The 14,542-nt window shown below is 34.8% G+C and carries 9 protein-coding genes; 1 reads left to right on the top strand and 8 read right to left on the bottom strand.

Features of this window, described 5'->3' with window-relative positions; genetic code table 11:
• Nucleotides 1-124: 124 nt before the first annotated feature.
• Complete coding sequence (locus ISP08_RS01810) at nucleotides 125-1,741, bottom strand: BCCT family transporter (protein WP_195719374.1); 1,617 nt, start codon at nucleotides 1,739-1,741, stop codon at nucleotides 125-127.
• Between the two features lie 395 nt (nucleotides 1,742-2,136).
• Nucleotides 2,137-3,369, bottom strand: a complete 1,233-nt coding sequence (locus ISP08_RS01805; RefSeq protein ID WP_195719147.1) for an acetylornithine deacetylase — start codon at nucleotides 3,367-3,369, stop codon at nucleotides 2,137-2,139.
• Between the two features lie 264 nt (nucleotides 3,370-3,633).
• Between ISP08_RS01805 and ISP08_RS01800 the strand changes: the two genes are divergently transcribed.
• Entirely contained in the window at nucleotides 3,634-4,527 is an 894-nt protein-coding gene (locus tag ISP08_RS01800; protein ID WP_195719146.1) for a fructose bisphosphate aldolase, read from the top strand.
• Nucleotides 4,528-4,588: 61 nt separating this feature from the next.
• Here ISP08_RS01800 and ISP08_RS01795 read toward each other — a convergent pair whose 3' ends face one another.
• The 6 genes from ISP08_RS01795 to ppdK all read right to left on the bottom strand — a co-directional run bounded on the left by ISP08_RS01795 (nucleotide 4,589) and on the right by ppdK (nucleotide 14,285).
• Nucleotides 4,589-5,968, bottom strand: coding sequence for an NAD-dependent succinate-semialdehyde dehydrogenase (locus ISP08_RS01795; RefSeq protein ID WP_195719145.1), 1,380 nt, complete (start codon nucleotides 5,966-5,968; stop codon nucleotides 4,589-4,591).
• Nucleotides 5,969-6,109: 141 nt separating this feature from the next.
• Entirely contained in the window at nucleotides 6,110-7,411 is a 1,302-nt protein-coding gene (gene gabT / locus ISP08_RS01790) for a 4-aminobutyrate--2-oxoglutarate transaminase (RefSeq protein WP_195719144.1), read from the bottom strand.
• A gap of 177 nt (nucleotides 7,412-7,588) precedes the next feature.
• The gene (gabR, locus tag ISP08_RS01785; RefSeq protein ID WP_195719143.1) at nucleotides 7,589-8,974 is read right to left on the bottom strand and encodes a MocR-like transcriptional regulator GabR; all 1,386 of its coding nucleotides are present in this window, start codon (nucleotides 8,972-8,974) and stop codon (nucleotides 7,589-7,591) included.
• 140 nt (nucleotides 8,975-9,114) lie between these two features.
• Complete coding sequence (gene cls / locus ISP08_RS01780; RefSeq protein WP_195719142.1) at nucleotides 9,115-10,605, bottom strand: cardiolipin synthase; 1,491 nt, start codon at nucleotides 10,603-10,605, stop codon at nucleotides 9,115-9,117.
• Between the two features lie 223 nt (nucleotides 10,606-10,828).
• Nucleotides 10,829-11,659: a pyruvate, water dikinase regulatory protein gene (locus ISP08_RS01775; protein WP_195719141.1), complete on the bottom strand. Its 831-nt coding sequence runs from the start codon at nucleotides 11,657-11,659 to the stop codon at nucleotides 10,829-10,831.
• On the bottom strand, nucleotides 11,649-14,285 hold the full coding sequence (gene ppdK, locus ISP08_RS01770) for a pyruvate, phosphate dikinase (protein ID WP_195719140.1): 2,637 nt from the start codon (nucleotides 14,283-14,285) through the stop codon (nucleotides 11,649-11,651). Before ppdK ends, ISP08_RS01775 begins: the two co-directional genes overlap by 11 nt.
• Between the last annotated feature and the right edge of the window lie 257 nt (nucleotides 14,286-14,542).

Raw genomic sequence — 14,542 nt, 5'->3', positions numbered from 1 at the left:
AAAACTTAACCAAGTCTTATAGATGCATTTGTCTATAAGGCTTTTTGTTATCTTTATTTAAATCGATAAAGAAAAAAACAGCGAAGAATTCAATGTAATATGAATTCCTCGCTGTTAAATATTTTTATAAGTTATCGTCTAAGTTTTCATCTTGGTGTCGTTCTCTTACTTGTGTAATACGTAACGATCTTCTTTCTACTTCTTTATAACGGTCGGCGCGACGTTGTAATTTTAGTCTGTCGTTCGATAATGTCTTCAAGAAGGCAACCATCATAACTACAAATATGACTAGCAATGGCACACTAGAAACAACCGTAGCCGTTTTAAGCACTTCTAATGACCGTTGACCTCCGACAAGCATTAATGAGAATGGTAATAAACATAATGCAAATGCCCAGAATAAGCGGTTAGGTTTTAATGGTTCGCCTACAACTTTTTTCTGTGAAGCCGCTGCTAATATATATGAACCAGAATCAAATGTCGTAGCCAAGAATAAAAATGCTGAAATTAAGAATAATGCAATGACTACTTTTGAAAATGGTAAATGACTTAATATTTTCATAAGTGTTGGTTCAGTACCAATTGTATTAATAGAATGCACAACATCAAATTGTCCTGATAATTGTAAGAACAGTGCATAGTTACCAAAAATACCAAAGAATAACATACAACCGAATGTTCCGTAGATTAACGTTCCTAGTACTAATTCTTTCAACGTTCTTCCTTTTGAAATTCGTGCAATAAACAGACCAATGAATGGTGCATAAACTAGCCACCATGCCCAATAGAATACTGTCCACTGTTCAGGGAATTTGTTGTCTGGTTGTCCTTTAATTTGTCCTAATGGTTGTGCATATGTTGCCATTTGGAAGAAATTCTTAAATAAGTTACCAATACTTGTTACAGAGTTTTCCAATATAAACATTGTTGGACCAGCAATAAGGACGAATGCCAGTAATACGAATGCTAATATAACGTTCCAGTCACTTAATACCTTAATACCTTTTTTCAATCCTGAATAAGAACTGTAGGCAAAAATAACAGTAATCGTAAATAGTACAACGCCTTTAGTAACAATACTGTTACCATCAATGCCAAATAATGTTTCTAATCCAGAAGAAATCATTGGGACACCTAATGCAAGTGAAGTTGCTGCTCCACCTACTAAACCAAAAATAAATAGTACGTCTATCAATTTACCTAAATAGCCATCAGTTTGGCCTTTAAGTACAGGTCTTAAAGTCTGACTTATTTTATAAACAGGTTTTTTCTTCACAAAAATTTGATAGCCAATAGCCAATGCAGGTAAGACGAATGTCGCCCATGCTATCGGTCCCCAATGGAACATGCCATACATAGAGGCGTATTCTAAGGCTTCATGACTCATTGGTTTTGCATTATGTGGTGGCGCTTGATAATAGAAAGCCCATTCCACTAATCCCCAATATAAAATATCAGATGCAATACCCGCACAGAAGAGCATCGCAGCCCAACTGAACGTATTAAATTCCGGTTTATCCGTTGCTTTACCTAAAGTAACATTGCCGTATTTACCAAATGCAATGTATAGCACGAATCCTAATACGGCTAGACCTAAAACTAAATAAGCTACACCTAATGAACTCGTTACAACTTCGTTCAATTTTGTAATTATATCTTGGCTGGCTTTCGGAAAGGCCATCATCGGTATAACTGCAATAAGTAAAATTGCAAATGCACCAATAAATGTAGGCCAATCCATTAGCGTTCCTTTTCTTTTGTTCAAAATCGAGCACTCCCCATTATAGAATTATTATGTATTGTGCATAACTTACTAAATTCAGTAACATATGCAATTGATTTAATTCATAATGAAGAGGTTAACGAACTTTATATAATAATGCAAATTACATACAATTTTATTTTCCGTTTTTAATGAATAAATATATAAAAAGTTAATTTTTATAACTCACAAAAATCGCCACAATCACAGTGTTAAATTTAAATTTAACGTAATGAACAAACCTTACAATGTATACATTATGCATTTATATTCATAAATGTGTAATAAATATTCATTTCAAAAAATTCTATTTTTAGGCGAAATCGATACTTTTCGTGTCTATTTTCAAAGAAAATTTAGGCGCTATTAACAAATTATTTTTGCGGATTATTGTACCAACTTTTTAGAAATTCAAATAATACCTCACTAAAGCTTTCTAATTCGCTTATAGCTATCTTTTCATCTACGCTATGTGCTTCTTCTAAACTACCTGGACCATATAAAATTGTCGGAATGCCAAAATAGGCAGTCCAACCTCCATCCGTCACTGTCGTACTTAATCCTACTTCTAAAGGCTTCCCATGGATTTTTTCATGCACATCCTTAATCAATGCATAACCTGAATGATCGGTGGGAACTACAAAACTCGGAAATATCTCTCCACGATCCTCAATCATGGATGCCCCTCCCCATTCAAATGTTAGCGGATTTTGTGCTAACCATAAGTCTGCTTGTGCTACTTTATTTAAATAATCTTCAATTTCGGCTACTACTTCTTCATAACTTTCATTCGGTAAATAATGAACTGTAATCCATAATCGACATTCGTCAGCTATGAATGCGGGATGTCTACCACCTTCGATTACAGCAGGATTTATCGTATTTGCGCCTGGTGTCATTCCATCATAAGATTTCATAACTGCCCAATGTTTTTCCAAGTCATTAAGTGCGCGAATAATCGTGGTCATCTTTTCGATTGCATTAGCACCAAATTTTCCTCCACCAGCATGTATCATGCTATGTCTAGCTCCATCATGAACAGTTTCTTTACTTTTTATAGTAATCCAACCCGTTATGACTCCACCTTGCCCTAACGCTTTTTGCTCACTTGTATCAAGTATTAATGCTAAATCAGCTTGTGGGCTATGTTCACACGCTAGTTTAGTCCCTGCTTCGCCTACTTCTTCGCCAACTACAGATTGAACAATAATGTCACCTTTAGGTCGTATTTGCTGTTGATGTAATTGTTCTAACACATAAAACAGTGTTGCCATTCCACCTTTCATATCACTGACGCCTCTTCCGTACAACCACTCATCTACTTGTGTCAGTTCAAATGGTGGATACTGCCAGTTACTATCATCTTCAACAGATGCAACGTCCATATGCCCATTTAATATCAATTTAGGTGCATTGGGGTCTTTCCCTTCTAAAGTTGCAATGATCACGCTATCGTTGTCGTATAATTTCTTTCGTTTAATGTTAAAACCTATATCGTGTAATAACACTTCTACCTCATCTTGAAGAGGATCTGTATTTCTACCAGGTGGACTTTCTGTTTGATGCGCTATAAGTTGTGCTAATAAATCTAAGTGTCGTTGTTCCATCTATACTTCACCCTTTATCATTTATTTATCGATAATGTTAACATAATAAATTAAACAGTTTACAAAATCGTGTCTTTAGTTATTTTCATACATTAAATAGTAAAATCGCTGTTCCTTATATTGCCTATAATTAAATTTTTTTGTCTCTACTTTTATTAAGCCGCGATGTAACATAAATATATTGCTATTTTACTAGTATAATGATTGCGTTCTTGCTCAAATTTCATCATACTAGAGATGAATCTAGTAAAAGGAGTGGAAGTAATGAATAAAGAACAACTTGAAAAAATCAAAACTGGTAAAGGATTTATTGCAGCGTTAGATCAAAGTGGCGGAAGTACCCCTAAAGCACTTAAAGATTATGGCGTAGCAGAAGATCAATATAATAGTGAAGATGAAATGTTCAAATTAGTTCATGATATGCGTACACGTATTGTTTCTTCACCTGCATTTACTTCAGATAAAATTATTGGTGCCATTTTATTCGAACAAACTATGGACCGTGAAGTTGAAGGTAAACACACTGGTGATTACCTAGCAGACAAAGGTGTTGTACCTTTCTTAAAAGTCGATAAAGGTCTTGACGAACAAAAAGATGGTGTTCAATTAATGAAGCCAATCCCAGACTTAGACGAATTGTTACAACGTGCTAACGACCGTAAAATATTTGGTACTAAAATGCGTTCTAACATTTTAGAATTAAACAAAGATGGCATTGATTTAGTCGTTAAACAACAGTTCGATATCGGTAAACAAATCATTTCAGCTGGATTAGTTCCAATTATCGAGCCTGAAGTTAACATTAACGCTGATAACAAAGATCAAATTGAAGCTTATTTAGCGGAATCAATTTTAACTGAATTAAATAAATTAAATGAAGATCAACTTGTAATGCTAAAATTAACTATACCTACAAATGCTAACCAATATAAATCATTAATTGAGCATCCAAATGTAGTACGCGTAGTTGCATTATCTGGCGGTTACAGCAGAGAAGACGCTAACAACCTACTAAAAGAAAATGACAACTTAATTGCAAGTTTCTCTCGTGCTTTAATTAACGACTTAAACGTTAATCAATCTGAAGCAGACTTCGATAAAATCTTAGGTGATACTATCGATTCTATTTACGACGCTTCAGTAAATAAAAACGCATAAATAATAAAAAAACACCGGTACTTTGTTTAAAAACAAAATGCCGGTGCTTTTTTATATTAACTTACTTTTTAATAGATAAATATTTAGTTTCCAAATAAGGTTCAATACCTTCTGTTCCACCTTCGCGGCCATAACCACTTTCTTTAAAGCCACCAAAAGGCGCGTGGGCTGCTGACGGTCCACCATCATTCCAACCAATCACACCATATTCGAGTTCATTATATAATTTTAATCCTGTGCGATAGTCATTTGTATAGAAGTATGCCGCAAGACCAAATGGAGTGTCATTTGCTATTTTTATCGCTTCATCAAGGTCATTATATGCCATTACTGGTGCAATCGGACCAAAAGTTTCTTCATTCATAACTTTCATATCTTGGTTTGCATTTGAGATAACGACTGGTTTCAAGAAATTGCCACCTAATTCCGTTATTTCATCTAATGCGCGTGACACATGTCCACCTTTACCCATTGCATCAGTAATTTGGTCTAATACTTTGTCTACCGCGCCTTGGTTAATTAGCGGTCCGACTTCAATGCCTTCATCCATACCGTTACCTACTTTTAAGCCATGTACTTTAGCCATTAATTTTTCGGTATATTGATCAACGATATCTTCGTGAACATAAATACGGTTAGCACAAATACAAGTCTGTCCCGCATTTCTAAATTTCGAAGCAATTGTCGCTTCAACTGCAGCTTCAATGTCTGCATCTTTGTGAATAATAAACGGTGCTAAACCGCCAAGTTCCATTGTGGCATTTTTTACAGAATCAGCCGCCTCTTTGATTAATGTTTTACCGACTGGCGTAGAACCCGTAAATGTGATTTTACGAATCGCTTCATGACTAGTAAATGCCTCACCAGCATCTTTACCAGAAGCTATAATGAAAGAAATAGCATCTTTAGGAAAACCTGCTTCATGCGCTAATTCAACAAGTCTAATCGTTGTCAAAGGTGTTTGGACTGCAGGTTTACAAACGATTGTACAACCTGCTGCTAATGCGGGTGCCATTTTTCTTGTAATCATTGCAGCCGGGAAATTCCACGGTGTAATCGCGCCAACTACACCAACAGGGAATTTGCCTACTAAAATTTCCTTATCTGGTGTGTTAGCAGGTATTGTACGTCCATAAATACGTTTCGCTTCTTCTGCGTACCATTTAACGTAAGAATTAGCGTAAACCACTTCACCTTTTGCTTCTGCTAAGGGTTTACCACCTTCTAAAGTAATAAGCTCAGCTATTTCATCAATATGTGCGTCAATTAATTCTGCCCATTTCAATAACTTAGCAGAACGTTCATGCGCATCGACATTTCTCCATTCTTGAAATGATTCATATGCGCGATCAATTTGAGCAGCAATCTCTTCAGTGCTTGTATATTCAAGTTCTTTAATAACGGCATTCGTTGCCGGATTTAATACTGATAATTTTGACATTTAAAATCCCCCTTATTTTAAGGTCTTTCTACTAGCTGCAGGTTACTATCTACAATTGTCATTCTATATGACGTTATAATATAGGCCACCCGAAAATTAAATTAAATTTTCAAAGTGACCTTAGTTATATTATACCCACTGTTAAGCGTTTATTTCAGCAAACGCCTTATTTAATATTGCAAAACCTTTTGCTAACTCATCTTCAGTAATTACTAATGGTGTTAAAAATCTAATAACATTACCTTTAATACCGGCAGATAATAGTAACAAACCGTTATCATTAGCAGCTTTAACAAGTTCGCCAGTTAATGCTTTATTAGGTTCACCCGTTTTTTCGTCAACTAATTCAAAAGCAACCATCGCACCAAGTCGGCGTGTTTTAGTTATGCAATGATATGTTTCACTTAAAGTGTTGATTTGGTTTTCTATTTTTCGTCCTATTTCTTCAGAACGTTCATTCAATTGTTCTTTTTCAATGATTTCGATTACTTTTAATGCAGCCTCACATGCCAGAGGATTCCCCGCATATGTGCCTCCAATTTCACCTGGATTTGCACTGTCTAATATTTCTTTTTTACCTACAACACCACTTAACGGGAAGCCTGCAGCAAGTGATTTTGATACAGTCATCAAGTCTGGTTCTACACCGAAATGTTCAATGGCAAACATCTTACCAGTACGCGCAAACCCTGTTTGAATTTCATCAGCCACAAACACAATACCATTCGCTTCACAAATTGCTTTCACTTCTTGAACAAAGGCTTTAGGAGGAATAACAAATCCACCTTCACCTTGTACAGGTTCCATTACGACACAAGCTACTTCTTCTGGATCTACCGTTTCAATAAAGAAATCTTTTAAGCGTGCAATACTTTGAGCTACAAAATCTTCTTCCGTTACGTTTGATGGCTTTTCAGATAAATTTGGGTATGGCGCTTGATATATTTCTGATGCAAAAGGACCAAAACCAAATTTATAAGGTCTTACTTTACTCGTCATAGACATAGTTAAATTTGTTCTACCATGGAAGCCACGTACAAATGAAACAACTGCCTGTCTGCCAGTATGTTTACGTGCTAATTTAACGGCATTTTCTACCGCTTCAGCACCGGAATTCAGTAAAACCACTTTTTTATCAAAATTACCCGGTGTAATTTGAGTTAACTTTTCTGCAAGGTTTAAATAACTTTCGTACATAATTACATTAAACCCTGGATGAATAAATTTATCTAATTGCGTTTTTAAATGTGCTGTTATTTCTGGATGTGAGTGACCCACATTCAACGTACCAATTGCACCTGCAAAATCGATAAATTCGTTACCATCGACGTCTGTAATCGTCGCCCCCTGCGCTTTGTCAGCAACGTGTAAATTACCGTTACCTACGCCTCTAGCTACAAATTGTTCTCTCTTATCTTTGAATTCTGTGAAATTATTAGACATACTGAAAACCTCCACCCTTTACATACAAATTGTGCATTTAGTCTAGTCGTTACTAAAATACACTATAATGCAAAGCCCTTTGTTTAATTCATACAAGTAGCTCTAACATTTAATCAAAATTTATCTGATTGTTGGTATTGTGTAAAGGACCAGTTATTTAATTTAGAGGGTACCAATTTAATGAATTAACACTTGCTTCAAAATATTTACCGCTTCTGGAATAGCTTCTATTTCTAATTGCGAAAAGCCAATGATTAAAGTTTTATATTTTGTTTGGTCGCTGACTGGCGCAACCGTAAAACGATTAATCGTATAAAGTTCAATGTCATAGCATTTTGCACGTGTTTCAATGTCGTCATAACTATATTCAGTTTCTACTTCAACAATAAAATGTAAACCGGCATGTGTATCATGTATTTTTATCTTCGATTCAAATGATTGCTTGAGTTGTTCAATTAATTGCGCCCTTTTATCTTCATATAAATGATGCATTTTTTTAATATAACGCTCATAATGACCATCTTTAATCATTAAATATAATGTTAAGGCATTAAGCATAGAAAAATCTGGTATAACATTATTGTTTATATGTTCAAATTGTTCTACTAATGAAGTCGGCAATATCATATAACTTAATCTTAAACCGGGCATCAAAGTTTTAGAAAATGTGCCTAAATATATCACACGATCACTTTTATCGAAACTATATAACGACGGAATATTGTCCGTATTGTATTTAAACTCACTGTCATAATCGTCTTCAATGACATAACCATTCGTTTTTGTTAACCAGTTTAACAAATCAATACGTCTTGAAATTGGCATAATCGTCCCCATCGGAAATTGATGCGATGGCGTGACAATGACTAAGTCTGGCGCAGCAGCTTTAATAGCTGACATTGAAATGCCTCTATCATCTAAATCAATTGGAATTGTCGTTCTATTAGTTTTGTGTAGTATATCTCTAAAGCGAAAATAACCAGGATTTTCTACGGCTATTTTGCTATCATCAGCCATCACATCCATAATTTGTTTCAGCAACACATTCGTGCCTGACGCGATTACGATTTGTTCGGCGTTGCATTGAATTCCGCGTTTATAAGAAACGAGTTTAGCAATGGCTTGTCTTAACTCAATTGGACCTTTCAAATCTGGAATCGCCGATAACCGATGGCTATAATTTTTAAACACTTGTTTCATTAATTTCGTCCATGTATCAACAGGAAATTGCGTAATATCAGTGCTCATATGAGAGAAAGAATAGCGATATTGTTGTTCTTGTGGTGGCGCTGTCGTCGTTAAAGTATGCGTTGTTTGTGGTTCAACGATTAATTTCTCAAGTGGCTCTATAAAATAACCTTTACGTTCAAGTGTATAAATGTAACCTTCTTCAAGTAATTGTTCATAAGCTGTTTTGACACTATTTACGCTTACATTGAGATTTTGTGCCATTTCTCTTTTTGACGGCAATTTTTCATTACTATCATATTTAAACGATAAAATATCTTCCTTCAAATTGTTATATAACTCTCGATAGATAAAAGTATTGTTGTTTTGATTCATAAGTCATCCCCCTGTTGCATCCCTTTATATCCCTGTCTTATAACTGTACTTAATCGAATTTATCTTATCATTACTTACTATTAAATGTATACGTTCCACATAAAAAAACCAGAAGCGTATCACTTCTGGTTTTGCGTTTATTATAATATTGGTGAAGCTAATTTAGCGATTGATTGTTTGAATTTTACCCATCCAGAACGTTTATCATAGCATTCTTTAGTTAATGCTTTAGAAACTTGCAAGTCTTTTTTAAACGCTTCAGTTAATTGAGTTGCAATATCTTCATTATAAATAAAGGCATTTACTTCAAAGTTCAATTCAAAACTACGTACGTCCATATTAGCAGAACCTACACTAGAAACTTCTCCATCAATAATCATCATTTTAGAATGGATAAAGCCATTTTCATACGTATACACTTTAACACCGTCTTGAATCAATTCTGCCACACATGATAGTGTAGCCCAATGCACTAGCGGTTGATCTGGTTTGTTTGGTATTATCATTTGCACGTCTATGCCTGATTTAGCTGCAATACGTAACGCGTTGATATAACCTTTATCCGGTACGAAATAAGGTGTGTGAATATAAATAGATTCTTTCGCACTCATAATCATTTTTAAATACCCAAATTCAATTTGATGCCATACATCGCTTGGTCCACTTAAACCTAACTGTAGCATCACGTTACCACCAGGGTAAGCATTGTCTGGGAAATATTTATCTGCGAATCCAAGTTGTTCATTATTTGTTTGTGAATTCCAATCTTCAATAAAGCTTAATTGTAAAGCATCAACGCCATCACCTTGTATTCTTAGATGTGAGTCTCGCCAATAACCAATTTTTTCGTCTAACCCTAAATATTCATCGCCAATGTTAAAGCCACCTACGTAACCTTTTTTACCATCGATCACTAATATTTTACGATGATTTCTGTTATTAACTCTAAAATTCAATAATGGTATAAATCGTGCTTTAAAGAAGGCTTCCACCTGACCACCGTCTTCTTGGAACTCTTTAAATTTATACTTATGTAAATTTTTCGAGCCAACTGCATCATATAATAACTTAACTTCTAGACCTTCTTTAGCTTTTTGTTCTAGAATTTCCACAATTTCTTTTCCTATACCTTCAAATTCTAAAATATAGTATTCCATATGGATATAGTTTTGTGCATTGCGTAAATCTTCTTTCATTTGATTAAATAAATCATGACCATCCGTAAAAATATCGACATGATTGTTATTACTTAAAAATGATTGGTCTTTTACTAACAATGAATGGACGATATCTTCATGCTTTTTAGTAATCGGGTCATCGTCAGCTAACACGTGATCTGTCGACTTTTCAATTTGATTTTTAGCACGTTGTCTACTATCTTCAACATTATCGCCTTTGCTAGAATAATAAGAACTTTTCAGTTTTACCGTACGGCCTAAGAAAATGTACAGTATAAAACCAAGGATAGGCATTACGAACAATAGTAATAACCAAGCCCATGTAGACGTTGCATCTCTTCTATCTCTATCTAAGAAAATAATGATAAAAGCTAAAATAATATTAATTCCAAAGAAAAAAAGTAAAACTCCTTTATAAATAGGGCTGATACCGGGATCTAACAGTATTTGCAAAAAGAACACCTCTTTTTATTCAACTTAAATCAATTTGTTGTCACATGTATTACTATTTAAACATATTTCAAAAAACAATGATATTCATATAATATGGGTTACATTTAATCCATATACACTTATATTAACCTTTACAAGTAACTTCTCGATAGTTCTTTACCCATATTTCATTCCAAAAACGCAAAAAAGTGCCATTGCACTTTGCAATAGCACTTGTCATTCATTATATAGTTTCATCAATAAGGAATTTTTCTATATAAAAAGCAGATTCCTCAATTGATCTATATTCCGTATTAATCACATGCGCATTCAATTTATGAAACACTTCTTCTGCATAAGCTAATTCCTCTTTAATTCGCTCCATACTATTATAGTTTGTAGGACCACTTAATCCTAATACTTTCACACGTTCACTACGAATATTCATAATATAGTTTGGACTAGCCGTTAATCCAAAGACTTTCATGTTTTTATTTTTATAAACTTCATCTGGAATATTCACTTCAGGTACTAGTGGAATATTGGCTATCTTGTAACCTTTATTAGCTAAATACATACTTAAAGGCGTTTTAGAAGTTCTAGACACGCCGATAATTAAAGCGTCCGCTTCTCCTATATCGGTAAAGTGTTTACCATCATCATATTTCACCGAATATTCAATTGCTTCAATACGTTTAAAATATTGTTCATCTAACTTACGCAAAGCCCCACTTTCTAAAATAGGTTCACTATGCGTACGATTTTGAATAAATTCAATCAACCCAGACATATAATCAATATACGCAATATCTTTTTCTTGTGCATAAGTAGAACCGACTCTATTAAAATCTGGATTCACTAACGTCGTTACAACGATAGCTGATTTAGCAATAGCACGATCTAATATATCAATTAATTCTTCTTCATTTTTAATGAAAGGAAATTTTTCTATAGCAATTTGATGTAAGTCTGGAAATTGCGACAAAGTTGCATGTATCATTCGTTGTGCCGTCTCACCGATAGAGTCAGAAATGACAAATATCGTTAGTTTGTCGTTATACTTACTATTTAACACTTAATCGCCCACTTTCTACTGCGCTTTGTGCCGTTGCTAAAATAGCTCCAGGCACTCTAAATGGTGAACAAGATACATAATCAATTGGCAATGTATTGAAGTATGCTATAGATTTCATGTCTCCACCTAACTCACCACAAACGCCTATCTTAATATTAGGGTTTACCGCTTTTGCTTGTTCAGATGCTAGCTTAATTAGTTGCCCAATACCATCGACATCAAGCGTTTGGAATGGATCAATTTCCATGATGCTTTGATCGGCATATGCGTTAATAAACTTACCGGCATCATCACGCGAAAAGCCGTAAGTTAACTGTGTTAAGTCGTTAGTACCAAAACTAAAGAAATCTGCTTCTTTAGCAATTTCATGCGCAATTAAACAAGCTCTAGGTGTTTCAATCATAGTGCCGATAGCATAATTAAGTTGATGTTCACTTGTTTGCGCCATTTTTTCAATTTTATCAATAATCATTGCTTTTAACGTTTTAAATTCTTCGACTGTAGAGACTAGAGGTATCATAATTTCTGGATTCGTTTCGATACCTTGTTCTTTCAAGCGAATAACGCTATTCATAATTGCTTCTACTTGCATCTCATACAACTCAGGGTATGTGATTGCCAAACGACAGCCACGATGACCTAACATTGGATTCACTTCATGCAATTGGTCAATATGCTGGTTCAATTCTCTAGTAGATACGTTTAATTGTGATGCAACACTTTCTTTTTCTTCTTCTGAACGAGGTAAAAATTCATGTAACGGTGGATCTAATAAGCGAATGATTGTCGGTCTATCTTCAGATTGTCGTAAAATATTTTCAAAATCATCGGTTTGATATGTACTAATTTTATTTAATGCTGCGACGCGTTGGTCTCTGTTATGGGCTAAAATAAAGCGACGCATTTCAACTAATCTTTCTGGAGCAAAAAACATGTGCTCTGTTCTAACAAGGCCAATACCGGTAGCATCAAATTGATATCCAGCTTCTATATCTTGTGGTGTTTCTGCATTCATACGTACGCTTAATTGAGCAATTTCTTTAGACCATTGCATAAACTGACTGAATGCTTCACTACGTTGCGCACTTATAGTATCAATTTCACCCACATAAATATCACCATTCGCACCATCTACAGACAGAACGTCACCTTCTTGTAACACGCCATGTGGAAATATCACTGTACGTTGCTGCGTATTAATTTCTAAATCTGCACATCCTGTCACACAACATTTACCCATGCCACGCGCAACAACTGCTGCATGTGAAGTCATACCCCCATGCGTCGTGACGATGGCTTCACTTGCTACCATGCCTTCAATATCTTCTGGAGAAGTTTCAGGTCGCATTAAAATAACTTTTTGTCCTTGTTCTGCTTGTGCTTTAGCATCTTCTGCAGAGAAAACAATTTTACCTGTTGCGGCGCCAGGACTTGCAGGCAAGCCAGTTTTCGAGATAACAGTTGCCTGTTCTAATGCGCGTTCATCGAAATTGGGATGCAATAATTGTTCTATTGATTTTACTTCTACTTGTTTAATTGCATCTTCTATACTGATAACACCCTCTTGCACTAAATCGACGGCAATGTTAATTGCCGCATTTGCTGTACGTTTACCATTTCTAGTTTGTAAAATATAGAGTTGCTCGTCTTCAATCGTAAACTCAATATCCTGCATATCTTTATAATGTAGTTCTAAACTTTCAGAAACTTCGACAAATTGCTGATGCACATGTGGCATTTGATCATGCAATGTTGCTATATCTTGAGGGGTACGGATTCCAGCCACTACGTCTTCACCTTGTGCATTCAGTAAATATTCTCCAAATAATTTTGCTTCTCCTGTTCCAGGATTACGTGTAAATGCTACGCCAGTACCACTACGTTCTCCACTATTACCAAAGACCATTTCTTGTACGTTAACCGCTGTACCTATGTCATATGGAATATCGTTTAATTGTCTATAAACGCGCGCACGGTCATTGTCCCAAGACTTAAACACCGCTTCAATTGCTTCTGTTAATTGTACGATAGGCTCTTGAGGAAATGGTTTATTAACTTTTTCTTCATATATCGCTTTATAGCGTTCACATATTTCTTGTAATCCTTCCGCTGGAATATCGGCATCAATTTCATAACCATGTTGCGCTTTATAATCATTAAAATATGTATCAAACGCAGTCATTGGTACGTCATAAACGACTTCTCCAAACATTTGTAATAAACGACGATAACAATCATAAGCAAAACGCGCATCATTTGTTTTACGAGCAAGTTTTTCTACATTGTCATCATTCAAACCTAAGTTCAAAATAGTATCCATCATTCCTGGCATAGAAATTTTGGCACCACTACGCACAGATACTAATAATAAGTTGTCACTAGACGAGAATGCTTTATTCGTACGTGTTGAAAATGACGCTAATTGATCTTGCAATTCAGACAGTAATACTTCAGATAATGTACCTCCCTGTTCAAGGTAGTCAATACAGGCTTGCGTCGTTATTGTAAATCCATCAGGCACTGGCAAACCTAGTCTTTTCATTTCGGCTAAGTTCGCACCTTTACCTCCCAATAAATCTTTCATGCCTTTTTTACCTTCATCAAATGCATATATTAATTTCGTCATACTAAACACCTCTTTAATTTTTAATATGTTATACTAATTTTAATGAGTATGTCATATTAATCGCTAAATAACAACTAAAATGTATAAATTTTTCAAAAATTTTAATGTAAAATACAACTATACTAACTTCCATTCTGTATATAGCGTCTATAAAACATTTGATTTTAGGCGATTTAAAAGGATTATCATTTTAATAATTCAATAATAATGACAACTTTATGACCTTCACATTTATTTAGCAAACTTTTAAAAATGCA

This window comes from Staphylococcus lloydii (genome assembly GCF_015775975.1).
GTDB classification, from domain to species: domain Bacteria; phylum Bacillota; class Bacilli; order Staphylococcales; family Staphylococcaceae; genus Staphylococcus; species Staphylococcus lloydii.
This window is presented reverse-complemented; position numbering and strand designations above follow the sequence as displayed.

Coding starts and splice junctions, on each gene's coding strand:
- gabR (WP_195719143.1), bottom strand. CDS start 8,974: ATGAATCAAAACAACAATACTTTTATCTATCGAGAGTTATATAACAAT.
- ISP08_RS01810 (WP_195719374.1), bottom strand. CDS start 1,741: ATGGATTGGCCTACATTTATTGGTGCATTTGCAATTTTACTTATTGCA.
- ISP08_RS01805 (WP_195719147.1), bottom strand. CDS start 3,369: ATGGAACAACGACACTTAGATTTATTAGCACAACTTATAGCGCATCAA.
- ppdK (WP_195719140.1), bottom strand. CDS start 14,285: ATGACGAAATTAATATATGCATTTGATGAAGGTAAAAAAGGCATGAAA.
- gabT (WP_195719144.1), bottom strand. CDS start 7,411: ATGTCTAATAATTTCACAGAATTCAAAGATAAGAGAGAACAATTTGTA.
- ISP08_RS01800 (WP_195719146.1), top strand. CDS start 3,634: ATGAATAAAGAACAACTTGAAAAAATCAAAACTGGTAAAGGATTTATT.
- ISP08_RS01795 (WP_195719145.1), bottom strand. CDS start 5,968: ATGTCAAAATTATCAGTATTAAATCCGGCAACGAATGCCGTTATTAAA.